At 68.3% G+C, this 23,639-nt stretch carries 19 protein-coding genes; 7 read left to right on the top strand and 12 right to left on the bottom strand.

Features of this window, described 5'->3' with window-relative positions:
• Nucleotides 1-7 precede the first annotated feature (7 nt).
• Nucleotides 8-1,108 (bottom strand): cell division protein ZapE, encoded by a 1,101-nt coding sequence (gene zapE / locus ACZLIF_RS01275; protein ID WP_053518589.1) that lies wholly within the window; start codon nucleotides 1,106-1,108, stop codon nucleotides 8-10.
• The gene (locus tag ACZLIF_RS01270; protein ID WP_111186532.1) at nucleotides 1,105-1,776 is read right to left on the bottom strand and encodes an alpha/beta hydrolase; all 672 of its coding nucleotides are present in this window, start codon (nucleotides 1,774-1,776) and stop codon (nucleotides 1,105-1,107) included. Before ACZLIF_RS01270 ends, zapE begins: the two co-directional genes overlap by 4 nt.
• A 43-nt stretch (nucleotides 1,777-1,819) precedes the next feature.
• On the opposite strand from ACZLIF_RS01270, the gene ACZLIF_RS01265 reads away from it, so the two are divergent.
• The gene (locus tag ACZLIF_RS01265) at nucleotides 1,820-2,677 is read left to right on the top strand and encodes an EamA family transporter (protein ID WP_053518593.1); all 858 of its coding nucleotides are present in this window, start codon (nucleotides 1,820-1,822) and stop codon (nucleotides 2,675-2,677) included.
• Nucleotides 2,678-2,813: 136 nt separating this feature from the next.
• Here ACZLIF_RS01265 and ACZLIF_RS01260 read toward each other — a convergent pair whose 3' ends face one another.
• From ACZLIF_RS01260 to ACZLIF_RS01250, 3 genes are all read right to left on the bottom strand, one after another.
• Nucleotides 2,814-4,259 carry an ExeM/NucH family extracellular endonuclease gene (locus tag ACZLIF_RS01260; protein WP_111186531.1) on the bottom strand — a complete coding sequence of 482 codons (1,446 nt, stop codon included), beginning with the start codon at nucleotides 4,257-4,259 and terminating at the stop codon, nucleotides 2,814-2,816.
• Nucleotides 4,260-4,459: 200 nt separating this feature from the next.
• Complete coding sequence (locus ACZLIF_RS01255; RefSeq protein ID WP_053518595.1) at nucleotides 4,460-4,978, bottom strand: c-type cytochrome; 519 nt, start codon at nucleotides 4,976-4,978, stop codon at nucleotides 4,460-4,462.
• A 199-nt stretch (nucleotides 4,979-5,177) separates the two neighbouring features.
• Nucleotides 5,178-5,795, bottom strand: a complete 618-nt coding sequence (locus ACZLIF_RS01250; protein WP_053518597.1) for a TetR/AcrR family transcriptional regulator — start codon at nucleotides 5,793-5,795, stop codon at nucleotides 5,178-5,180.
• 155 nt (nucleotides 5,796-5,950) lie between these two features.
• Between ACZLIF_RS01250 and ACZLIF_RS01245 the strand changes: the two genes are divergently transcribed.
• The 3 genes from ACZLIF_RS01245 to ACZLIF_RS01235 are packed head-to-tail and all read left to right on the top strand — an operon-like array spanning nucleotide 5,951 to nucleotide 10,743.
• Nucleotides 5,951-7,114, top strand: coding sequence for an isovaleryl-CoA dehydrogenase (locus ACZLIF_RS01245; protein WP_053518598.1), 1,164 nt, complete (start codon nucleotides 5,951-5,953; stop codon nucleotides 7,112-7,114).
• A gap of 9 nt (nucleotides 7,115-7,123) precedes the next feature.
• Entirely contained in the window at nucleotides 7,124-8,734 is a 1,611-nt protein-coding gene (locus ACZLIF_RS01240; RefSeq protein ID WP_065174183.1) for a carboxyl transferase domain-containing protein, read from the top strand.
• Nucleotides 8,735-8,760: 26 nt separating this feature from the next.
• Complete coding sequence (locus tag ACZLIF_RS01235; protein ID WP_128988825.1) at nucleotides 8,761-10,743, top strand: acetyl-CoA carboxylase biotin carboxylase subunit; 1,983 nt, start codon at nucleotides 8,761-8,763, stop codon at nucleotides 10,741-10,743.
• Between the two features lie 6 nt (nucleotides 10,744-10,749).
• Here ACZLIF_RS01235 and ACZLIF_RS01230 read toward each other — a convergent pair whose 3' ends face one another.
• On the bottom strand, nucleotides 10,750-11,919 hold the full coding sequence (locus ACZLIF_RS01230) for a putative peptide maturation dehydrogenase (protein WP_128988827.1): 1,170 nt from the start codon (nucleotides 11,917-11,919) through the stop codon (nucleotides 10,750-10,752).
• 118 nt (nucleotides 11,920-12,037) lie between these two features.
• Between ACZLIF_RS01230 and ACZLIF_RS01225 the strand changes: the two genes are divergently transcribed.
• Complete coding sequence (locus ACZLIF_RS01225) at nucleotides 12,038-12,322, top strand: NHLP-related RiPP peptide (protein WP_053518604.1); 285 nt, start codon at nucleotides 12,038-12,040, stop codon at nucleotides 12,320-12,322.
• A gap of 7 nt (nucleotides 12,323-12,329) precedes the next feature.
• Here the strand turns inward: ACZLIF_RS01225 and ACZLIF_RS01220 are convergent, their stop codons facing one another.
• The 4 genes from ACZLIF_RS01220 to aceB all read right to left on the bottom strand — a co-directional run bounded on the left by ACZLIF_RS01220 (nucleotide 12,330) and on the right by aceB (nucleotide 19,240).
• A complete protein-coding gene (locus ACZLIF_RS01220) occupies nucleotides 12,330-14,846 on the bottom strand; it encodes a putative peptide modification system cyclase (RefSeq protein WP_065182044.1) in 2,517 nt (838 codons plus the stop codon).
• Between the two features lie 16 nt (nucleotides 14,847-14,862).
• The gene (locus tag ACZLIF_RS01215; RefSeq protein WP_053518607.1) at nucleotides 14,863-15,903 is read right to left on the bottom strand and encodes a GGDEF domain-containing protein; all 1,041 of its coding nucleotides are present in this window, start codon (nucleotides 15,901-15,903) and stop codon (nucleotides 14,863-14,865) included.
• 357 nt (nucleotides 15,904-16,260) lie between these two features.
• Complete coding sequence (gene aceA / locus ACZLIF_RS01210; RefSeq protein ID WP_128988829.1) at nucleotides 16,261-17,553, bottom strand: isocitrate lyase; 1,293 nt, start codon at nucleotides 17,551-17,553, stop codon at nucleotides 16,261-16,263.
• Between the two features lie 64 nt (nucleotides 17,554-17,617).
• A complete protein-coding gene (gene aceB, locus ACZLIF_RS01205) occupies nucleotides 17,618-19,240 on the bottom strand; it encodes a malate synthase A (RefSeq protein ID WP_053518609.1) in 1,623 nt (540 codons plus the stop codon).
• Nucleotides 19,241-19,349: 109 nt separating this feature from the next.
• On the opposite strand from aceB, the gene ACZLIF_RS01200 reads away from it, so the two are divergent.
• Together ACZLIF_RS01200 and ACZLIF_RS01195 are read left to right on the top strand one after the other, a co-directional pair.
• A complete protein-coding gene (locus tag ACZLIF_RS01200; RefSeq protein ID WP_053518611.1) occupies nucleotides 19,350-20,318 on the top strand; it encodes a LysR family transcriptional regulator in 969 nt (322 codons plus the stop codon).
• Between the two features lie 125 nt (nucleotides 20,319-20,443).
• Nucleotides 20,444-21,352 (top strand): LysR family transcriptional regulator, encoded by a 909-nt coding sequence (locus ACZLIF_RS01195; RefSeq protein WP_053520468.1) that lies wholly within the window; start codon nucleotides 20,444-20,446, stop codon nucleotides 21,350-21,352.
• A gap of 86 nt (nucleotides 21,353-21,438) precedes the next feature.
• Here the strand turns inward: ACZLIF_RS01195 and ACZLIF_RS01190 are convergent, their stop codons facing one another.
• Both ACZLIF_RS01190 and lepB read right to left on the bottom strand, forming a co-directional pair.
• The gene (locus ACZLIF_RS01190; protein WP_065182046.1) at nucleotides 21,439-22,695 is read right to left on the bottom strand and encodes an MFS transporter; all 1,257 of its coding nucleotides are present in this window, start codon (nucleotides 22,693-22,695) and stop codon (nucleotides 21,439-21,441) included.
• A 122-nt stretch (nucleotides 22,696-22,817) separates the two neighbouring features.
• Nucleotides 22,818-23,444 (bottom strand): signal peptidase I, encoded by a 627-nt coding sequence (gene lepB / locus ACZLIF_RS01185; protein ID WP_065174178.1) that lies wholly within the window; start codon nucleotides 23,442-23,444, stop codon nucleotides 22,818-22,820.
• Nucleotides 23,445-23,639: the final 195 nt, after the last annotated feature.

The raw sequence follows: 23,639 nt of genomic DNA, 5'->3' as shown, positions 1-23,639 counted from the left end.
CGGGCCCTCACGCCCGGTGCGGGGTACCCAGGTATTCAGCGCTCTGCATCTCGATCAGGCGCGAGGCGGTGCGCTCGAACGCGCCCTGCAGGCGCTGGCCGGTGTACAGCTCGACCGGCGAGGTGCTGGCGGTGCAGACCAGGTTGACGTGGCGGTCGTACAGTTCGTCGATCAGGTTGACGAAGCGGCGCGCAGCGTCCTCGTTCAGGCGATCGAAGGCGGGAATGCCGCCCAGCAGCACCGTATTGAACTCGTGCGCGATCTCGATGTAGTCCGATGGGCCGCGCGGGCCTTCGCACAGGGCGGCGAAGTCGAACCAGGCGATGCTCTTGCCCCGGCCGCGGACCGGAATCTTGCGGCCTTCGATCTCGATGTTGCCGGCCTTGGCGGGCTGACCACCACTCAGTTCGTTCCAGCGCGTGGCGAGCCAGTCGTCGCTGTCGGCGGCCAGCGGCGCGCGGTACACCGGCGAGCGGGTCAGCGCGCGCATCCGGTAATCCTCCGTGCCTTCGGCGTACAGCTCGACGCAGAAGCGCTGCAGCAGGCTGATGGCGGGCAGGAAGCTCTCGCGCTGCAGGCCATTGAGATACAGGTTCTCCACCGCCGTATTGGAGGTGGTGACCAGGGTCACGCCCTCGGCGAACAGGCGTTCGAGCAGGCGCGCCAGCAGCATGGCGTCGCCGATGTCGGTGACGAAGAATTCGTCCAGCACCAGCACGCGCAGGTTGCTGCGCCATTCCTGGGCGATCTTCGCCAACGGGTCGCTCTGGCCCTGGTGCTCGCGCAGGCGCTCGTGGACGCTGCGCATGAAACGATGGAAGTGGGTGCGGTACTTCTGCTTGATTGGCAGCCCGTCGTAGAACAGATCCACCAGGAAGGTCTTGCCGCGGCCGACACCCCCCCAGAAATACAGCCCCTTGACCGGCTCGGGCTTCTTCCAGAACGAGGACAACCGGTCCAGCCAGCCGTCGTCGGCGTTGTCCAGCAGGCCCACGTGGATGCGGTCCAGCTCGGCCAGCGCCGCGTGCTGGGCGGGGTCGTCCTGCCAGTCACCCCGGGCAACCCCGGCCGCATACCGCTGCGACGGGGTCAACTCGACTGCACTCATGCCGCTGCGCCCAGCCAGTGCTTGACGCCGTGGGTCAACGCACCGCGCAGGTCGATCAGCTTGCGATGGAAGAAGTGGCTGGTGTCGGGCATCCGCACCAGCTCATGCGGAGCCTGCAGCGCGTCCAGCCACTGATAGACCGCCTGCGGGTCGACGATCTCGTCCTGCTCGCCCTGGATCACCAGCCAGCGGGCCGGTGGCTGCACGCCGTCGAAATCCCAGCGGCCGGCCGGCGGCGCGATCGAGATCAGCGCCTCCGGCTGCAGCGTGGCGGCCGCCTTCAGCGAAACGAACGCACCAAAGCTGAAGCCGGCCAGCCACAGGCGGTCGTCGGGGCGCTGGCTGCGCACCCAGGCGGTCACGGTCTTCAGGTCATCCTGCTCGCCCACGCCGCCATCGAAGGTGCCCGCCGAACCACCGACGCTGCGGAAGTTGAAGCGCACCGTGGCGATGCCCAGCTCGCGCAGGGTGCTGGCGGTCATGGTGACCACCTTGTTGTGCAGGGTGCCGCCCTCGGTGGACAGCGGATGGCAGACGATGGCCACGATCGGCTGCACCGGCACATCGGCCTTGGGCAGGTCGACGACCACTTCCAGCGGGCCGGCCGGGCCGTCCAGTTCGAGGCAGGCGGTTTCGCCAGGGGCGACGGGGAACGAAGGCTTGTGCATGGCACCATGATACCGTCCCCCGCCCCTGCCCTGTGCCCGCCCCATGCTCTACCTGTCTTTGGCCGTGATCTGCAGCGTGCTGGTTTCGGTGTTGTTGAAGGTGGCCGGACGCCGCCAACTGGATGTTGCGCAGATGGTCACCTGGAACTATCTGGTGGCTGCGACCCTGACCGCCGTGGTGCTGCAGCCGCCGCTGGATGCGCTGCGCGCGCCGCATGCCCCGTGGCCGTCGTTGCTGGCGCTGGCGGTGGTGCTGCCCTCGATCTTCCTGGTGCTGGGCCGCGCGGTGGCGGTGGCCGGCATCGTCCGCAGCGACGTGGCGCAGCGGCTGTCGCTGCTGCTGTCACTGGCGGCGGCGTTCCTGTTCTTCGGCCAGACCGCCACGCCGTGGAAGCTGGCCGGGCTCGGCCTGGGCCTGCTGGCGATGGTGGCCATCAGCCTGCGTCCGCGCGGCCCGGCGGTGGCGTCCTCGCCGGGTGGCTGGGGCTGGCTGCTGGGCGTGTGGGGCGGCTTCGCGGTGGTGGACGTGCTGCTCAAGCAGGTGGCGCTGTCCGGCACGCCGTCGATGGCGGCGGTGCTGGCCAGCTTCAGCGTGGCCTTCGTACTGATGCTGGCATTGCAGCTGTGGCGGCACTTCAGCGGTCGCAGCCGGCTGGCCTGGCACAACCTCGGCGCGGGTGCGCTGCTGGGCCTGCTCAACGGCGGCAACATCCTGTTCTATGTGCACGCGCACCAGGCGATGCCGGACAGCCCGGCCACGGTGTTCGCCGGCATGAACATCGGCGTGGTGGTACTGGGCGCGCTGGTGGGCGTGTTTGCCTTTGGCGAACCGACCACGAAGTGGAACCGGGCCGGCCTGGCGCTGGCAGTGCTGGCGATCGGATTGATCGCCTGGGGGTGAGTACGGCCCGGGGGTCGGATCCCATTCCAACGGAATGGGCTCTGACCCCACGTGCGGCCCACGCGTTCATGGCCCGGCGATGCATCGGGGTCAGAGCCCATTCCGTTGGAATGGGATCCGACCCCGGCGTTGGGCATTACTTGTCGAAGCCCAGCAGCAGCGGGTCGTGGTCGGAGCTGCGCCATGGGCCGGGCACATTGCGCCCCTGGTAGCCGCTGGCGTCCTGCTCGTCGGCATTGCTGTGCCATTCGGCGGCGCCCGCCAGGCGGCGGGCCATGGACGGACTCAGCAGGGCGTGGTCGAGGCGGCCGCTGTAGCCGTTGTAGACGTAGCTGTAGGGATGTTCGACCTTGGCCACCTTGAAGGCGTCCTGCCAGCCCAGCGTGTGCAGCGTGCGGATCGGATCCTCCATCGCATAGGCGTTGAAATCGCCCAGCATCACCACATCCTTCACCTTCAGGCGCGCGGCTTCGGCCTGCACCCATTGGTTGAGCTGGCGGGCCGATTCGACGCGCGTCGCATTCCAGCAGCCCTGGCCATCGTTGCGGTCGGCGTCGGCACCGCTGGCGTCGCGGCACCCCTTGGACTTGAAGTGGTTGGCGACCACCATGAACGGTGCGCCCTTGCCCTGGAAAGCCTGTGCCAGCGGTGCGCGGCTGTGCTCGGCAAACGGGCCGTCAAGCTTGGTCAACGGCGGGCCCAATGTCTTGAATGCACCGCGCTTGTAGATGATGCCGACGCGGATGGGATTGGTGCCGGGGCCTTCGCCCGGATCGACCGCCACCCATGCGTCGTCCGGTCCGGCGTGTGGCCGGTCATTGAGCGCGGCCAGCAGCTCGGCAATGGCCGACTGCGGTCCGTAGCCATCGTTCTCCAGCTCCATCAGGGCGGCGATGTGGGTATCGAGCGCATTGATGGTGGCGACCAGCTTGGCCACCTGGGCCTTGTGCTCCTCCAGCGTGCGGGCACCGCGCAGCGTCGGGAAGCCGCCGCCCTGGCCGTCGCCATTGAAGTAGTTTTCCAGGTTGAACGCCGCGATACGCAGGCTGCCAGGCACGTCCGGCACCGCCGGCCGCTGCAGTGCGGGCAGGCTCAGCGTGCCTTCCACCTGCAGCTGCGGGCGGCCCTGCGCGTCCACGCGGACGATGCCTTCCACATTGCGCAGCAGCATGCCGGTGCGCAGCACCGGGTTGCCCGGCAGGTAGGCCACGCTGCCCGGATCACGCACGTCGCTGCCATCGTCCAGGACCAGGCGGCGGCGCAGGTTGTCAGCCATCACCTGTTCGATGCCGGCGGTGCCTGGCGCGGCCACTTCGGTCGGCTGCCACAGGCGACCGCCGAAGGCGACCGTCAGCTGGCCGGAGCGTTCCAGAGCGTCGGTGCCGGCCAGGGTCAGCGGCGCAGCGATGCGCACACGCTGGCCGTCCAGCGCGCGCCAGTCGGCCGGCGCGGTGGCCAGTACAACGGTGGAGTTGCGTGGGGTGGACGTCGCCGGGGCCGGCATGGCCTGCGGCTGGGCCTGGGCAAAGGCAGGTGCCGGCAGCAGCAGGGACAGGGCGAGAACAAGGGAACGGCGGCGCATCGACGGGCGACTCCACGGAAGGGGGGCACAGACTAACCCCGAAATACGAACGCCCGACTGCAGCCCGGCGATCGGCCCGGGTTGGGCAAAGCGCCGGGGGCCGTCGACGACGGGATCGCAGCGCCGGGCCCATGCCCGGCAGCCGCCCGCGCAGGTGGAGCAGAGGCTGCCGAGGGCAGGCCCGGCGCTGCGGAAAGGTCCTACTTCAGGTTGCCCAGCATCCAGTCCACGGTGGCGTGGATCTGTTCCTCGGTCAGCGCCGGGTTGCCGCCCTTGGGAGGCATGATGCCGCCGTCCGGGCCGGTGTAGCCCTCGATGGCGTGCTTGTAGAGCGTGTCCTTGCCCTGCGTGATGCGCTGGTCCCAGTGCGCGCGGTCCAGGGTCGGCGCCTGGCCCACGCCGGTGGTGTGGCAGGCGGTGCAGAGGTTGTCGAAGATGACCTTGCCATCGGTGGTGCCGCCGTAGGCCACCTGCGAGGCGGCCTTGGCCAGCGCGGCCGCCTTGGCCGCTGCCTGCGCGGCCGCACCGGTACTGCCGGCGTACACCGCTCCGGTCGGCGCGATGCGCTGTTCGGTGCGCTTGGCCGCAGTGGGCGACACCTCGGGCGGAATCCGGGTGTGCAGGAAGGCGGCAAGGAAGATCAGACCCAGAGTGATGGCCATCAACAGCGCGATCACCATGGAGAAGCGTTTCAGGAACTCCAGATCGTAATTCCGCACTCTTCGTTACCCCTGGCTGGTAGTCGTTGGACCACGGCTGAGCGACTGCGTGATGGGCCGAGTATAGAACGCGCCCTGCGCGCGACAACAGGCGTCAATGCTGGTGCGGCGCAACATGCCGGGGGCTGGGGTCAGATCCCTTTTGCGCCGCAAAAGGGATCTGACCCCAGCAACACAAGCCACCGGGCATGGGCCGGCGCTACCGATTTACCGGTGCGCCGATGGCACGCAGGCAGAAGCTGCAGATGGCGTCGACCAGCGCATCCTCGTCGCGATGCGCTTCACGGCTGGGCGCAGTCGGGCCAACCATCGCTTCGGTGAAGGCGCCGACCAGGCACGCGGCCGCCACATGCGCATCCTGCGCAGGCAGTTCGCCGGCAGCCACGCCTTCCTCCACCAGGCGCAGGAACACATCACCGAAGGCACGGCGGCCGCGCATGCGCTCGGCTTCCACGTCCGGATCGACCGGTTCGACGATGAAGGCGTGGGCCAGCCCCGGACCCGCCAGGGCGCGACGCACGAAGGCGGCGATGGCCAGCCGCAGGCGCTCGCTGGCGGCCTCCGGGCCGCTGGCGATGCGTTCCATGATCGCCACTTCATGGGCCACCGCCGCGTTGAGCACCTCCACGAACAGGTCGGCCTTGGAGGGGAAATGACGGTAGATCAGGCCGGTGGAGACCCCCGCCTGGGTTGCCACGGCGGTCACCGGGGCGTTTCGCCAGCCGCCGGTGGCGACCCGTTCACGGGTTGCCAGCAGGATCCGCTCGCGGGCCCCGGCCAGGCGTTCTTCCATCAGTGCAGAGCGTTTGTAGGCCATGTTTTGATTCTGGTTTCAATTTTTGAATTTGTGTTCACTTCTTTCCCGAACCCCGTTACGCTGGGGCCTCGCCCGTGCCGGCGCGGTCCTGGAAACCATCGCCGGCAAGCCCTGGGTGCGTCCATCCCCCACTTTGCCGCCGTGGAGCCGCTGTAATGCACGTGCCATCCCTGAACTTCGATCTCGGTGAAGAGATCGACCTGCTGCGCCAGAGCGTGGCCCATTTTGCCGCCGCCGAGATCGCGCCGCTGGCGGCCGAGGCCGATGCGACCAACCAGTTCCCGCAGGCACTGTGGCCGAAACTGGGCGAACAGGGCCTGCTCGGCCTTACCGTCGAGGAAGAATACGGCGGTACCGGCATGGGCTACCTGGCCCACGTGGTGGCGATGGAAGAGGTCTCGCGCGCCTCCGGCGGCATCGGCCTGTCCTATGGCGCGCACTCCAACCTGTGCGTGAACCAGCTGCGCAAGAACGGCAGCGAGGCGCAGAAGCAGCGCTTCCTGCCCGACCTGTGCAGCGGCGCCAAGGTGGGCGCACTGGCGATGAGCGAACCCGGCGCCGGTTCGGACGTGGTATCGATGAAGCTGCGCGCCGACAAGCGTGGCGATCGCTATGTCCTCAACGGCAACAAGATGTGGATCACCAACGGCCCGGACGCCGATGTGCTGGTGGTCTATGCCAAAACCGACATGGACGCCGGCGCCAGGGGCATCACCGCCTTCCTGGTTGAAAAGGGCATGCCGGGTTTCTCCACCGCGCAGAAGCTGGACAAGCTGGGCATGCGTTCCTCGCCGACCTGCGAGCTGGTGTTCCAGGACTGCGAGATTCCCGAAGAGAACGTGCTCGGCAGCGTCGGCGGTGGCGTGCGCGTGCTGATGTCCGGCCTGGACTACGAGCGCGTGGTGCTGTCCGGCGGCCCGCTGGGGCTGATGGCTGCGGCCATGGACGTGGTGATGCCGTACGTGCACGAACGCCACCAGTTCGGCGAAGCGATCGGCAGCTTCCAGCTGATCCAGGCCAAGATCGCCGACATGTACGTGGGCCTGGGCGCCTGCCGCGCCTACGTGTACGCCGTGGCACGCGCCTGCGACCAGGGCCGTACCACCCGCCAGGACGCGGCCGGTGCGATCCTGTACGCCGCCGAGAAGGCCACCTGGCTGACCGGGCAGGCGATCCAGATCCTCGGTGGCAACGGCTACATCAACGAGTACCCGACCGGCCGCCTGTGGCGCGACGCCAAGCTGTACGAGATCGGTGCGGGCACGTCGGAGATCCGCCGCATGCTGATCGGCCGTGAATTGTTCCAGCGCACTCTGTAAGGCCACCCCATGACCGTCCTGAACAGCCAGCTGCAACCGGGCAGCGACACGTTTGAAAGCAACCGCGCGGCGATGCAGGCCGTGGTCGACGATCTGCACGCCACCCTCGCCCGCACTGCCCTGGGCGGCAGCGAGGCGGCACGCGCCAAGCACACCGCGCGCGGAAAGCTGCTGGTACGCGACCGCATCGACGCCCTGCTCGATGCCGGCAGTGCCTTCCTGGAAATCGCGCCGCTGGCTGCTCATGGCATGTACGACGACGCTGTGCCGGCAGCCGGCGTGGTCGCCGGCATCGGCCGGGTCAGCGGCGTGGAGTGCGTGATCGTGGCCAACGATGCCACGGTCAAGGGCGGCACCTATTACCCGATGACCGTGAAGAAGCACCTGCGTGCACAGGAGATCGCCGAGCAGAACCACCTGCCGTGCATCTATCTGGTCGACTCCGGTGGCGCCTTCCTGCCGCTGCAGGACGAGGTGTTCCCCGATCGCGACCACTTCGGCCGCATCTTCTACAACCAGGCCAACCTGTCCGCGCAGGGCATCCCGCAGATCGCCTGCGTCATGGGCAGCTGCACCGCCGGTGGGGCCTACGTGCCGGCGATGAGCGATGAAACGGTGATCGTGCGCGAGCAGGGCACCATCTTCCTCGGCGGCCCGCCGCTGGTGAAGGCGGCCACCGGTGAAGTGGTGACGGCCGAGGAACTGGGCGGCGCGGACGTGCACACGCGCATTTCCGGCGTGGCCGACCACATGGCCGACAACGACCTGCAGGCGCTGGCACGGGTCCGCGCGATCATCGCCCAGCTGAACTGGCGCAAGCCGGAACCGGCGATGGCGATGCAGCCGCCGGAGGAACCGTTGCTGCCGGCGCACGAACTGTACGGCGTGATCCCGGCCGATACGCGCAAGCCCTACGACGTGCGCGAGGTGATCGCACGCCTGGTCGATGGCTCGCGCTTCGATGAGTTCAAGCCGCGCTATGGCGCCACCCTGGTCACCGGCTTCGCCCATCTGAACGGCTACCCGATCGGCATCATCGCCAACAACGGCATCCTGTTCTCCGAGTCCGCGCTGAAGGGCGCGCACTTCATCGAGCTGTGCACCCAGCGCGGCATCCCGCTGCTGTTCCTGCAGAACATCACCGGCTTCATGGTCGGGCGCAAGTACGAACAGGGCGGTATCGCCAAGGACGGTGCCAAGCTGGTGATGGCGGTCGCCTGCGCGAAGGTGCCCAAGTTCACCGTGGTGATCGGCGGCTCGTTCGGCGCCGGCAACTACGGCATGTGTGGGCGCGCCTATTCGCCGAACTTCCTGTGGATGTGGCCCAACGCACGCATCGGCGTGATGGGTGGCGAACAGGCCGCCAGCGTGCTGGCCACGGTACGTCGCGATGGCATCGAAGCCAAGGGCGGGCAATGGCCCGCTGCGGAAGAGGACGCATTCAAGGCGCCGATCCGCGAGCAGTTCGAGCAGCAGGGCCACCCGTACTACGCCAGCGCGCGCCTGTGGGACGACGGCGTGATCGATCCGGCCGATACCCGCCGGGTGTTGGCCCTGGCGCTGTCGGCCAGCCTCAACGCCGCCCCGCAGCAGACGCGCTTCGGCGTGTTCCGCATGTAACCCGCGCCATGACCGAGCCTGTCGCCATGTTCACCAAAGTCCTGATCGCCAACCGTAGCGAAATCGCCTGCCGCGTCATCGCCACCTGCCGCCGCCTCGGCATCGCCACCGTGGCCGTGTATTCCGATGCGGACCGCAACGCCCGCCACGTGCGCCTGGCCGACGAGGCCATCCACATCGGGCCGGCCGCCGCACGCGAAAGCTATCTGCGCGGCGAGGCCCTGCTCGACGCCGCACGCCGGAGCGGCGCGCAGGCGATCCATCCCGGATACGGCTTCCTGTCCGAGAACGCCGACTTCGCCGATGCCTGTGCCGCCGCCGGCATCACCTTCATCGGGCCGCCGGCCAGCGCGATCCGCGCGATGGGTGACAAGAGCGCGGCCAAGGCCTTGATGGCCAAAGCCGGCGTGCCGCTGACGCCGGGTTATCACGGTGACCAGCAGGCGCCGGACTTCCTGCGCGCGCAGGCCGATACGATCGGCTATCCGGTGCTGATCAAGGCCAGCGCCGGCGGTGGCGGCAAGGGCATGCGCAAGGTCGAACGCAGCGAGGACTTCATCGATGCGCTGGCCAGCTGCCAGCGCGAAGCCGCCTCGGCGTTCGGCAACGACCACGTGCTGGTCGAGAAGTATGTCGAGCGCCCGCGCCATATCGAGATCCAGGTGTTCGGCGACAGCCACGGTGATGCGGTCTACCTGTTCGAGCGTGACTGCTCGGTGCAACGCCGGCACCAGAAGGTGTTGGAAGAAGCCCCGGCACCGGGCATGAGTGCCGAGCGCCGCGCAGCGATGGGCCAGGCGGCGGTCGACGCTGCACGCGCCGTGGGCTACGTCGGTGCGGGCACGGTGGAGTTCATCGCCGGCCCGGACGGTGATTTCTACTTCATGGAAATGAACACCCGCCTGCAGGTCGAGCATCCGGTCACCGAGTTCGTCACCGGTACCGACCTGGTGGAATGGCAGCTGCGCGTGGCCTGTGGCCAGCCACTGCCGCTGCGCCAGGACCAGCTGGCCATCCACGGCCACGCGATCGAAGCACGGCTGTACGCCGAAGATGCCGACCGCGGCTTCCTGCCGTCCACCGGTACCCTGCGCCGCCTGCGCCTGCCGGCTGCTTCGGCCAACGTGCGCGTGGATACCGGCGTGGAGGAAGGCGACGCCATCACGCCGTATTACGACCCGATGATCGCCAAGCTGATCGTCTGGGATGTGGACCGCGACAGCGCATTGCGGCGCATGAGCCAGGCGCTGGCTGACTGCCAGGTGGTGGGCGTGACCACCAATGCCGGTTTCCTGCGCCGGCTGGTCCACACCGATTCATTCGCGCACGCCCGGCTGGATACCGCACTGATCGAACGCGAGCAGGCCGCCCTGAGTGCCGTCGGTGACAGCGACGATGCACTGTGGCAGCTGGCCGCGGTCGCCGCGGTTGCCAGCACGGCCGACGCCGGCAGCGACCCGCGCGATCCCCATTCGCCCTGGCGCGCACAGGATGGCTGGCGCCTGGGTGCGCCCGCGCCCCGCGTGCTGCCGCTGCAGCAGGGAGAGCGCCGGCACGTGCTGAAGGTGTGGGCACAGGCCGATGGCTGGCGTGTGCAATGTGATGATGCGGCCCCGCAGTCGGTGCTCGGTCGCCTCGACAGCCAGCACCTGACGGTGCAGCTGGACGGCCGTCGCTGGTCACTGCAGCTGCTGCGCGAGGGTGACCAGCTGTATCTGTTCGGCGCCGATGGCCAGCACCGCTTCACCCTGCACGACCCGGTCGGCGAGTCGGAGCATGCGGTGGCCGATGCAGGCAGCCTGCTGGCGCCGATGCCCGGCAGGATCGTGGCCACGCTGGTCGAGGCCGGTGCCCAGGTCAAGCGTGGCACGCCGCTGGTGGTACTCGAGGCGATGAAGATGGAGCACACCCTGCAGGCACCGGCCGACGGCACAGTGAAGGGTTACCGGGCGAAGGCCGGCGACCAGGTCGGCGACGGCGCGGTGCTGGTCGACTTCGAAGCGGCCTGAGCCACGCTACGGCGTGATCCTGGCGGGCCAGACACGGCCCGCCGGGTCCATCTCCGAGGTCTGCATCGTTGCCGCGCGCCAGCCGAAGCCGCATACCGCCAGCGCGCCTTCCGCCATCGGCTGCAGGGCAAGCGCGCGCGCGGCCTCGGCCTCGTTGATGGCCGCCGTGACGAACGCGCCCAGGCCCTGTGCGGTGGCCGCGCTGTAGAACGCCTGCGAAATGTGCCCGGCGTCGAGCATGACCGCACGGTAGGCCTTGGCGTGGTTGCGGTACTTCCAGAAGGTGCGCTCGAAGCGGCACACCAGTACCAGCAGCACGTGGGCATCGGCGAACCAGTGCTGGCCCGCCAGCAGGCGCAGGCGGAACCCTGCGGGATCGTCGGGCTGCACCGGCAGCGGGGCCAGTTCATGCGCGACTGCGTGGTAATGGTAGAGCCCCGGCGCCAGGCCCTGCACGTCGCGCACCATCAGATAGGCTTCCAGCGGATGCAGGCTGCCGGCCGAGGGCACGTTCTTCTTCAGGAACCGCACGTCCGGATCGGTTTCCACCTGTCCCTGCGCCATCAGCACCTGCTGCAGCAGCCGTGCCAGCAACGACAGCGGCAGCGCGCGGGTCGCGTCGAAGTTCCGGCAGGTGGCACGCGCCTGCAGCAGTTCCTGCATCGGATCATCATCGCAGCGGGGCAGCGCAAGCGCGCCGGGCTGGCGTGGCGGCGCCTCCGGCGGCGGATTGCCGAAGCTGCGGACCAGGTCGCGCGCGGTCACCAGCTGCTGACGCTGCATGTCCGCGCTGCTGTCCACGCCATCCCAGCAGGATTGCTGGTAGTGCAGCGCCGACAGCGGCCACCAGTGGCTGTCGCGCACGCGCTGCTCGGCCGCACAGGCCTCGGCATGGGTCGGATCGTCGCTCACCAGCAGTCCCTGCTGCAGCAGCGCCAGTACGCGGCGGCGGCAGGCCGCATCCTCCGGCATCGGCTGCCAATGCTCGGCGCTGCAGGCCAACAGCCAGGCGCAGCTGTCGGCATCGATCTCGCATGCCGAAGGCAGGTGGGCGGTACGCACCTGCAGCCGCTGCTCGAAGGTCACCCCGGTGCCGCCGGCCATCAGGTCGGCCAATGCAAAGGCCGGGCGTTCGACCGGCTCGACGAACAGTGTCCGGCAACGGCGGAATCTCATCGGCGTGCAATCGAAAGGCCTGCGGGGGCGCCGATCATAGCGCGCTGCACGTGCCTGCCATCAACTTCGCACGATCGCCGCCGATACTTCCATTTTCCCAGCCCGTCGGTTGCACGCCATGTCTTCTTCACCGCTTCCCACCCACGTCGTCCAGCAGCTGCTGGAACGCCTGTCCAGCGACGATGACTTCCGCAAGGCTTTCGCCGCTGATCCGGGCCAGGCACTGCTCGATCTGGGCGCCGATGAAGACTGCGTGCGCGCCTGCCATACGCCGCTGGCCACGCTGGGCAGCAAGGCCGAGTTCGCCAAGGCCGCTCCGCGCCTGCGGGAGCTGCTGGACGCGCGTGCCTCGTTCACCGTGCCGTTCCTGTTCGAGGATGGCCTGCCCGGCCTGGATCGATAGACCGGCCTCAGGGCGCGGCCACCGTGCCCTTGTCAGGCATCACTGCGGCGGCGCGGCCTGCCGCCAGCCGCTGCACGTCCATCGCGTTCAGTGGCAACAGAGCGTAGTCACCGGTGTCTTCAGCAAATGCCAGGCCGGCGTGGCGCTGCAGCCACGCCGCCTGCCGCGCGACCGCGGCCTGGTCGCCGCGCGCGGTCACCAGATCCAGCTGCAGCACCCGCCACTGGAACAGGTTCGCCGACGGCTGCTGCGCCAGCAGGTCCTGCGCCTGGTCCAGGTCACCCTGGTCGAAGGCCATGCGGGCACGCAGCAGGTTCCAGAGCTCGCGCAGACGCGGATCCGCGTCGCGCTCGGGCAGGGCCTGCAGCGGGTCCCTGCGCTGCATCACCACCGAGGCGTGGCCTGCGCGCGCGGCATGATAGGCCGCCGCCAGGGCGATGAATGCATTGCGGCGCGCTGGCGCAGGATGGCGGCGGTCGACCGCGGCCAGCGCCCGGTCCAGCACACGCAGGTATTCCTGCGCCGTCACGTGGTCGCCTTCCTGTTCGCGCCAGGCCAGTGCCTGCAGCGCGTAGATGTCGCACAGCCCACCGACCGTCGTGCACTGGGCAGCCACCTGCCGCATGTCGGTGGCTGCCTCGTGCGCGCGCTCCTGCATGGCCAGCACCGCCGCGCGCAGCATGCGCGTCCCCGGCCCCGATACGGGCATCGCCGCAAAGCCGGCATTGGCGGCCTCGAAATCACCGGCCAGCGCGGCGATCACCGGCTCCATGCCATCGCCATTCCAGCCCGGATGAAGGCGTGCGCCACGCAGCGCCGCTTCGGCTGCGGCGACTTCGCCACGGGCCAGCTGCACCCGCGCCACGAACACCAGCACCAGTGCACGCCGAGAATGCTGGCGGGCCAGCAGCGGCTGTGTTGCGGCCAGGGCGCCGTCATAGTCGCCCTGGGTGTACAGGATCTTGGCGTAGTTCATCCAACCGGCCGGGTCGTCCGGGTACAGCTCGGTCAGCAGGCGCCACTTGTCGGCGATGCGCATGGGCGGTGCACCTGCGAAATCCGCTGCCCACGCGTCCAGGTACAGCTGGTCGCGTGCGGTCAGGTGGGCACGCTGGCTGACCGCCTTTCGGTACAGCACGGCGGCCTGCTCCAGGTTGCCCTTGGCGTGCTGGATGGTCATCTGCCCCACATAGGCAAAGGCGAATGCGGGATCGAGCCGGGTGGCCTGCTCGTAGAACATCAGTGCGTCGTCGTAGCGGGCGGCCGCCGTGGCATCGACGCCCTTGGCGTAGGCATGCAGGGCATCGAGATTGGCCGTCGCCACGGTGGGCAGCGGTCGCTGATCGCGACCGACATCACGCAACGCTTCGCCCAGGTCGGCGCGCAGCGCTGCCACCACGTGGTCGGTGGAGGTCAGGATCGATTCCAGGCCTCGACCATCGGCGTAGCGCGTATAGACGGTCTGGCCGCTGTGCGGATCGACCACTTCGACACTGACCCGCACCTTGCCGTTGAGCTCGAGCACGCTCGGTACCAGCACCGCGCGTGCGCCGTCGCGCAGGGCCACCTCGATGGCCAGGCCTCGGTCGAGCCGTGCCTGTGGCGAGCGCTGCATCAGCTGCAGGGTGTCGCGCACCTTCAACTCGCTGAGGATGTTGACGAAGCGTGACTGACCCAGGCTGATGTACAGCGCCTGCTCCAGGCTGCTGTCCAGCTGCGGATAGGCGGTGGTGTTCTGCACCGCGGCCAGGATCACCCAGTCCCGTTCGGCGAAGGCGATGGCCGGCGCCGGGCGCAGCAGCATCCACAGCAGCACGCCCAGCGTCACCGCCAGCGCGGCCTCGGTGACCACAGCCGCGGGACGCCGCCACAAGGGTAGATCGCGCCATGCCTTCTCGCCCGAGCGCGGTCGACGCAGCGGCGCACTGCCACGCAGGCCGATCTCGAACACATCCTGGCGCTCGGTGATGCCCTTGAAGCGCCAGCGCCCATGGTGCTTCCAGCGCAGCGCCTCGCTGGCCCAGGGCAACGTGGAGGTAGCGCGCCGTGCCATGTGCTCGGCGGTGGCCGACAGCAACACCTGGCCCGGCCAGGCCAGCTGCATCAGCCGCGCCGCCATCGGCTTGGCCAGGCCCTCCACCTCCACCGGCTTGGCGCCATGGGCCATTGCTTCGGCACTGTTGTTCCACAACAGCACGTCACCGACATGCAGGCCCGCACGCGCGCGCAGCACGATGCCGCGCTCACGCCCCAGCGCCTCCACCGCAGTCTGGTAGGCCAGGGCAAAACCGACGCCATCGATGGTGCGCTCGAACAGTACGAACAGGCCGTCGGAACGGTCGATCAGCTGCCCGTTCCAGCGCTGCTGCAGACCCAGCACCAGACGGTCATGCTGCTGGAACAGCTCGGCCGCCGCCACATCACCGATCCGCTCAACCAGCTGCAGCGAATCGCACAGGTCGGTGAACAGCAGCGCGCGCAGCTGCTGGTTGTGTGGCGCCGACGTTCCTTTGTCGCCCTTCATCACCGGTGTCTCCGCTCTAGTGCCCGTCCGGCGCGTCCACCCAGCGCAGGCAGTTGCCGCCATCGCGCTTGGCCTGGTACAGCGCGCGGTCCGCGCGCGCATACCACTCGCTCCAGTCCGCATCCGGCGCCAGCAGGCTGGCGCCGATGCTCACCAGGCTCACATGGGGCGTGCCATGGCTGCGTTCGAGCAGGCCATGCACCGCGCTGAGGATGAACTCGGCGGCATGCTGCACGATTTCGTGGGTGCCGCGCCGCAGGATGAGGCAGAACTCATCGCCGCCCAGGCGGCAGGCCAGGTCGTGTTCGCCGGCCATCGAGCGCAGGATGTTGCCCATGCTCTGCAGCACCCGGTCGCCGGCCTGGTGGCCGTGCCGGTCGTTGATCTGCTTGAAGCGATCACAGTCGATCAGCAGCAGGCCCTGCGGTGCGCCCTGCCCATCGGCCCGGCACTCCTGCAGGTACAGGGTCAGCCCGCGGCGGTTGTGCAGCCCGGTCAGTTCGTCGGTACGCACCAGCTCACGGGTGTGCGTGAGCTGGTGGGTGGTGATGTACAGATTGTCGAGCGCCGTTTCCAGATCGTGGTTGCGGCGCCGCAGCTGGCTGATCAGGGCCTGCTCGTTGGTCAGCACGCGCATGATCGTACGGCGCAGGAAGTAGGCCACCAGCCCTGGATCGGCATCGACCAGACGCTGGAAATCGGCCGGCCCCAGTTCCAGCACCTGGCAATCGACCAGCGCACGTGCACCGGCACTGCGCAGGTGATCGCCGACCAGCAGGCCCAGCTCGCCGAAGAACTCCTGGTGGCCGAGGACCTTGATCACCAGATCCTCGCCGAAATCCAGTTCGATCCGGCCTTCCAGGATCACGTACATGCGCTCGCCACGATGGCCGCGCTGGAACAGCCACTGCCCGGCTTCGAGCCGGCGCGGCCGGCCGAATCTGGCGAACAATGCGACCTCGGCATCGGACAGCAGCGCATGCACGATCTCGGCCATCGCCACATGGGCGATACCGGTCGTTGCATCAGTGTTCTCGGCCGCACCCCTGCCGGTCATTCCCTGCACCCGCCGCCAGCGTCCCCTGGTGAGCCGCGGAGCATAGCACCGCTTTAAAGTGTGCGCCCTATCTCATTTTTACGAATCGACAGCCGGTAGGTGCGTGGAGACCGGGGGCTGCACCTTGGGAGCACGACTGTCCGTAAAAATTCCTGCCGGATCAAGCTGATGCCCGTCTTCACAGGGTTTGGGCCAAGTTGCGTGGCGAGGCGTGCGCCCGATTGACGCGGATGCCATGCGGGACCGGGCCGAGGGGATACAACAACGCCGGCAGGTCCCCCGACCGGCCGGCGTTGTCTGGCCCTTCCCTGGCCACCCTGAGCGGTGTCGGCAGCCGATCGCACGGCCACCGTTGGATCAGGCCGCGCGTTCGCTGTGGAACTGCTCTTCTTCGGTCGAACCGGTCAGCGCGGTGGTGGAGGACTGTCCCTGCTGGATCGCCTGGGTGACCGCGTCGAAGTAACCGGTGCCGACCTCGCGCTGGTGCTTGACCGCGGTGAAGCCGCGCTCGGCCGCTTCGAACTCCGCCTCCTGCAGCTCGACGAAGGCGCTCATCTGCCGGCGCGCGTAACCGTGGGCCAGGTTGAACATGCCGTAGTTCAGCGCGTGGAAACCGGCCAGGGTGATGAACTGGAACTTGTAGCCATAGCTGCCCAGCTCCTTCTGGAACTTGGCGATGGTGGCGTCGTCCAGGTTCTTCTTCCAGTTGAAGCTCGGCGAGCAGTTGTAGGCCAGCAGCTTGCCGGGGAACTTCGCATGGATGGCTTCGGCGAACCTGCGCGCGAACTCCAGGTCCGGCTTGCCGGTCTCGCACCACACCAGATCGGCATACGGTGCATAGGCCAGGCCGCGGCTGATGGCCTGTTCCAGGCCGTTGCGGGTCTTGTAGAAGCCTTCGACGGTGCGCTCGCCGGTGGTGAACGGCTTATCGTTGCCGTCGATGTCACTGGTCAGCAGGTCGGCCGCTTCTGCGTCGGTGCGCGCCACCAGCAGGGTCGGCACACCCAGCACATCGGCCGCCAGCCGCGCCGCGTTGAGCTTCTCGATGGCCTCGCGGGTCGGCACCAGCACCTTGCCGCCCATGTGGCCGCACTTCTTCACCGATGCCAGCTGGTCCTCGAAATGCACGCCCGCGGCGCCGGCTTCGATCATCGCCTTCATCAGTTCGAACGCATTGAGCACGCCACCGAAGCCGGCCTCGGCATCGGCTACGATCGGCTGCAGGAAATCGATGTCGTCCTTGCCTTCAGCGTGATGCAGCTGGTCGGCGCGCAGCAGCGTGTTGTTGATGCGCTTGACCACCGCCGGCACCGAATCGGCCGGATACAGCGACTGGTCCGGATACATCTGCCCGGCCAGGTTGGCATCGGCCGCCACCTGCCAGCCGGACAGGTAGATCGCCTTCAGGCCGGCCTTGACCTGCTGCATGGCCTGGTTGCCGGTCAGTGCGCCCAGCGCGTTGACGAACTCGCGCTCGTGCAGCGATTTCCACAGCTTCTCCGCGCCCAGCCGGGCCAGCGAATGCTCGATATGGACAGTGCCGCGCAGGCGCACCACGTCGGCGGCGCTGTAGTTGCGATGGATGCCTTCCCAGCGCGGGTTGGTATCCCAGTCGTGCTGGATCTGTTCGGCAGTGGGCAGGGTGCTCATGTCTTTCTCCAGTTCAGTGGTGCGTGCAGCGGGAAGGGAAGCGGCGTGGAAACGGGCGCGGGGATCAGTCGATGCGCGCGTAGGCCGGCAGGGTCAGGAAGTCGGTCAGTTCATCGTTGCGGCTCAGTTCGCCAAGCAGGGCGATGGCTTCGCCGATGCGCGCGCCGCCGGGCAGCGCCGTGGTATCACCCAGGCGTGCGGGCAACTGCGCCAGGGTGGTGTCGAGCAGTGCCAGGTCGATGGCAGTGCCGTCGTCCAGCTGCTGGCCCGGGGTGTGCAACCACTGCCACAACTGGCTGCGGCTGATCTCGGCGGTGGCCGCGTCTTCCATCAGGTGATGGATGGGCACGCAACCGTTGCCGTCCAGCCACGCGGCCAGGTAGCGCACGCAGACTTCGACATTGCCCTCGAAGCCGGCGCGGGTGATGGTGCCCGGCGGACGCGCGATCAGTTCGTCGCGGCCCACGCGCACGTCCTGACGCAGGACGTGGTGCTGGTTGGGCGCAGGCATGTGCTCGTCGAAGATCGCCATCGCCACCGGAATCAGCGCCGGATGCGCGACCCAGGTGCCGTCATGGCCTGCACTCACCTCGCGCAGCTTGTCGGCACGCACACGCGCCATCGCCTGCTCGTTGGCAGCGGCGTCGTTGTTGATCGGAATCTGCGCCGCCATGCCGCCCATCGCATGTGCCCCCCGGCGGTGGCACGTCTGGATCAGCAGTTCCGAATACGCCTTCAGGAACGGCTGGGTCATGGTCACCTGGCCGCGCTCGGGCAGCACGCGGTCGGCGTGGCGGCGGAAGGTCTTCAGGTAAGAGAAGATGTAGTCCCAGCGCCCGCAGTTCAGGCCGACGATGCGGTCGCGCAGCGCGTGCAGGATCTCGTCCATCTCGAACACCGCCGGCAGCGTTTCGATCAGCACGGTCACCTTGATCTGCCCGTGCGGCAGGCCCAGCATGCCTTCGATGTGCGACAGCGCGGTCTCCCACAGGGCCGCCTCTTCCATGCTCTGCAGCTTGGGCAGGTAGAAGTACGGGCCACGATCCTTGCGCTGCAGCGTGCGGGCGTTGTGGAAGGCGAACACCGCCGCGTCGAACAGCCCACCGGCCAGGAACTGGCCATCGATGCGGACGTGCTTCTCGTCCAGATGCCAGCCACGCGGGCGCACGATCAGCACGGCCTGCTCGTCGTACGGGCGCAGGGTGTAGTGCTTGCCATTGGCCGCGGTGTACTCCAGGTCACCACGCACCGCAGCGGCCAGCGACTGCTGCCCGGCCAGCAGGTTGCGCCAGGTCGGCGAGGTCGAATCCTCGAAGTCGGCCATGAACACCTTGGCGCCGGAGTTCAGCGCGTTGATGACCATCTTCGGATCGGTCGGGCCGGTGATCTCGACGCGGCGGTCCTGCAGCGCGGCCGGCAGCGGTGCGACGGTCCAGTCGCCGCTGCGGATCGCGGCGGTGTCCTCACGGAAGTCCGGCAGGCCGCCGCGGTCGAAGAACGCCTGGCGCTCACGGCGAGCCTGCAGCCGCGCCTGCCGACCCGGCTCCACCGCCCGGTGCAGCGACACCAGCAGGGCCAGCAGCGGCGCCGGCAGCAGGGTGTCCTGGCCGGCCACCCGGGTCGCCAGGGCGATGCCGGGCGTGGCCTTGGCGGCGGGGGAGGGAACAGCGGAAGCGACGGCGGACATGGGACGACTCCAGCAGTGGGGAACATCTCCACCGTGCCGCTGGCGCTCAGTATTTGGCAAAACAGTTTTTGCAATGCTTTACATAAATTGTGCTAATACTCGTTACGCCATGACCACGCGCAGCTCGCCAAGTCCTCGTTTTTCCTACAAATCCGACCGCCTGAAACCCTTGCGAGCGTTCTGCCAGACCGTGCGTCTGGGTTCAGTCTCACGGGCGGCTGAGGCGCTTTTCGTCAGCCAGCCGGCCATCAGCCTGCAGTTGCAGGCGCTGGAGCGGGAGCTGGGCGTACCGCTGTTCGAGCGCAGCGGCCGCCGCCTGGTGCCCAGCCGCGAGGGCCAGCTGCTGTACGAAATGGCGCAACCGCTGGTGGAGAGCCTGGACGGGCTGGAGGCGCGCTTCCGCGACAAGGTGCGCGGGCTGGATGCGGGCGAACTGAACATCGCGGCCAACAGTTCGACCATCCTGTACCTGCTGCCGAAGATCGTCGAGCGCTTCCGCATGCATCACCCGGACGTGCGCCTGACCCTGCACAACGCGATCAGCGCGGACGGCACCGACCTGCTGCGCGAGGACGCCGCTGACCTTGCCATCGGCTCGATGACCGACGTGCCCGCCGACCTCAGCTACGCCCCGGCCTATCGTTTCGAGCAGGTGCTGATCGCGCCGCATGACCATCCGCTGGCCCGGGGCGCGGAGCTGGAGCTGGCCGACATCGCCCGCTATCCGCTGGTGCTGCCGCCGAAGCGGCAGATCACCTACCGTCTGGTCGACCAGGTGTTCCAGCGCCATCGCATCGCGTACACCGTCGCCCTCGAGGTGGGCGGCTGGGAAGTAATCAAGCAGTACGTGGCGATGGGCATGGGTATTTCCATCGTGCCGGCGCTGTGCCTGAACGAGACCGACCACGAGCGGCTGGCGGCGCGGTCGATGAAGCGCTGGTTCCCGGAGCGCAGCTATGGCGTGATCGTGCGCCGCGGCAAGGCGCTGTCGGCACAGGCACGAGCGTTCATCGAGCTGATCCAGCCGGAACTGTTCAGCCCGCGCGATTACGACCAGAGCGGGCATTCCGAGCGGTGAGGGGGTTCTGGTTTGCAGGGCTGCCGCCCTGCACCTGGATGACAGCTACCTCGGGGGTCAGATCCGTTTTCCTGCGGACAACGGATCTGACCCCATTCACGGCTGGCGATGAATAGACTGGGCGCATGTCCATCGAACTGCGCCACCTGCGCTATTTCCTTGCCGTTGCCGAGACCCTGCACTTCGGCCAGGCGGCCGAGCGGCTGGGCATGTCGCAGCCGCCGCTCAGCCAGCAGATCCGCCAGCTGGAGGACCTGATCGGGGCGCGTCTGTTCGTGCGCAGCCATCGCCGCGTGCAGCTGACGCCTGCCGGTGAACTGCTGCAGGAACGCGCGCGGGCCATCGTGCAGCAGGTGGAGACGGCAGTGGACGAGGTGCAGCGCGCACAGCGCGGCGAACAGGGTGAGCTGCATATCGGGCTGACCCGGGCCACACCGCTGTCGCCGCAGATTCCGCGCTCGATCCTGCGCTACCGCCAGCAGTATCCGCAGGTGCGGCTGCAGCTGAGCGAGATGAACACGCTGCAGCAGATCGACGCCCTGCTCGACGGTTCACTGGACGTGGGCATCATCCGCAAGCGCGCGCTGCCGCCGGAACTGGTTGCGCACAGCCTGTTCGTCGATCCGCTGGCGTTGATCGTGCATGCCGACCACCCTGCCCTGCGCCGGCTCCCGGAACAGGGGACGCTGTCGCTGCGTGCGTTCGCGCAGGAACCGTTTGTGGCCTTTCGACGCAGTGCCGGCGCCGGCATCCATGACCACATGATCGCGCTGTGCGCGGCTGCCGGATTCACTCCACGCATCGTGCAGGAAGCCGGTGAGGCGTCCACGCTGATCAGCCTGGCGGCGGCAGGCCTGGGTGCGGCGATCCTGCCGTCCTCGTGCGACCACATCCGGGTGGAAGGCGCGCGCTTTGTCGCGCTGGCCGATGCCGGCGCGCACTCGGAGGTGCAGCTGGCATGGCGCCGTGAGGGAGTGACGCCGCTGATCCGCAACTTCGCCGGCCTGCTGCGCGGCGCATTCGCCGAAGAGTGAAGCGCCGCGCTGCGCGCTCGCCGGGCATGGCCCGGCGCTACCCGGTCAGGGTCGAAACGGTAGCGCCGGGCCATGCCCGACGAGCATCAGGCCGTCACCGGCTGCGGGGCGCGCTGCTGCAACGCCCAGACGATGCCACCGCCAAGCAGGGTCAGCACTGCCGCGAACGCGCACACCCCCAGCCAGTCCCACGCGGCGTAGGCAAGCCCGCCCACACCGCCCAGCACGCTCGACCCCAGGTAGTAGGCGAACAGATACAGTGCCGAGGCTTCCGCGCGCATCATGCCCGCCCGGCTGCCGACCCAGCTGCTGGCGACCGAATGACCGCCGAAGAAGCCGAAGGTCACCAGCGCGATGCCCAGCGCCATCGTGGTCAGCCACGGCATCGCCAGCAGCGCGATGCCGGCACCGATAAGCACGAAGGAGATCGACAGGACGCGCCCACGGCCGTACCGCGTGGCCTGTTGGCCCATCCATGCCGAGCTGAACGTACCGACCAGGTAGACGCTGAAGATCAGCCCGACCACGGTCTGGCTGAGGTGGTACGGCGGCGCCAGCAGGTGATAGCCGAGGTAGTTGTAGAGGGTGACGAATACGCCCATCAACACGAAGGAGGTGGCGAACAGCCACGGCAGGCCGGGATCGGCGAACAACGTGCGCCAGCGCGACGGCAGCTGGCGCAGTCCGCCGCGACGGGCCTGGAAATGCCGCGATGGCGGCAGCTGCAGCCACAGCAGCACGGTGCTGGCCACGGCGATGATCGAGACCACGCCGATGCCCCAGCGCCACCCCCAATGGTCGGCGATGATGCCGGCGAGCAGGCGCCCGCTCATGCCACCAATCGCGTTGCCGCCGATGTACAGGCCCATCGCCAGGCCCAGTGCGCGGCTGTCCATTTCTTCGACCAGATAGGTCATCGCCACCGCCGGCACGCCACTCAGGGCCAGGCCCAGCAGGGTGCGCAGCACCAGCAGCGTGGTCCAGTCATCGACCAGGGCGGTACTCAGCGAGAGGATGGCCGAGGCCAGCAGGGCGACGATCATCAACGGCCTGCGGCCCACGGCGTCGGACAGCAGCCCGGCCAGCAGCATCGCCACGGCCAGCGTGCCGGTGGTCAGTGACAGCGACATCGCGCTGCCGGCGGCGGAGACGCCGAAGTGGCGGCTGAACTCGGGCAGCAACGGCTGCACCGTGTACAGCAGGCCAAAGGTGGAGAAGCCGGCCAGGAACAGCGCGACCGCCGTGCGGCGGAACGCTGGCGTGCCCTGCTGGATGCGCGTCTCGGGGCTGGAATCGGCAGGAGGGAAGCGACGTTCGGGGGCCGCGGCGGTTTCGCCAGTCATGGGATCGATGGGCCGTTGGGGGCGGCCGGGGTGGAGAGAACGGGCCCCAGACTAGGCCCGTCCACCCAGTCGATCCATAACCTGAAAAGTCAGGATTGATATCCCTGACGTATCGATTCAGCTCACAGGTGCTGCCACTGGAAGCCATCGCCACGGCGGTAGTAGACGGCCACCGCGCGCCCGTAGACTTTGTCGGCGTCGACAAAGCCGAAGAAGCGGCCATCGAAACTGTTGCCGCGATGATCCCCCAGTACCAGCAGCTTGCCGGCCGGTACCACCAGATCCGCAATGTCGGGACCACCGCCCATGTCCAGGTCCAGGCGGGCACGGCGGCTGCCGAAGGCCTCCACGTCCTGCAGGTCGGCCATCTGCAGCGGGTGGCCGTTGATGCTCAGGTGGCCCTCGTGCAGTTGCACGTGGTCGCCGGCCACGGCGGCGACCCGCTTGATCAAGCGGGTGCCGTCGGCAGGCGAATCGAATACCGCCACCTCGCCGCGCTGCGGCTGGCCGGTGGACAGCAGGGACGTGTTGGTGAACGGCAGGCGCAGGCCATAGGCACGCATGTCCACCACCACCCGGTCACCGGGCTGCAGGGTCGGCTGCATCGAGCCACTGGGCACCACGTAATGATTGGCGAGGGTGTCGCGGGCGGCGGCGAGCAGGCCCAGCATGAGCAGCAGCGGCAGCGCCTCCTTCTTCAGCCAGGCGAGAGCGCGTTGCGGGAACGGCGGTCGGGCAACAGCATCCATGTCAGGTTCCGATGGGGTGGCAGGGTCTTCAGACCCCATCCGGGTGCAAGAGGTTCCCGGTCGCGCCGGGCCATGCCCGGCCGAGTGTTGGAACGGCCGCGCCATGTGGTCTCCGGGCATGGCCCGGCGCTGCCGATGCAGGGTTACGCAGGTTTTACGCCCGGGCCCGGCGCCCGGCATCGCACCTTTACGGGC

This window comes from Stenotrophomonas sp. 2201_Sma (genome assembly GCF_056486685.1).
The sequence above is the reverse complement of the archived record's forward strand: the minus strand, read 5'-3'. Positions and strand labels throughout refer to the sequence as shown.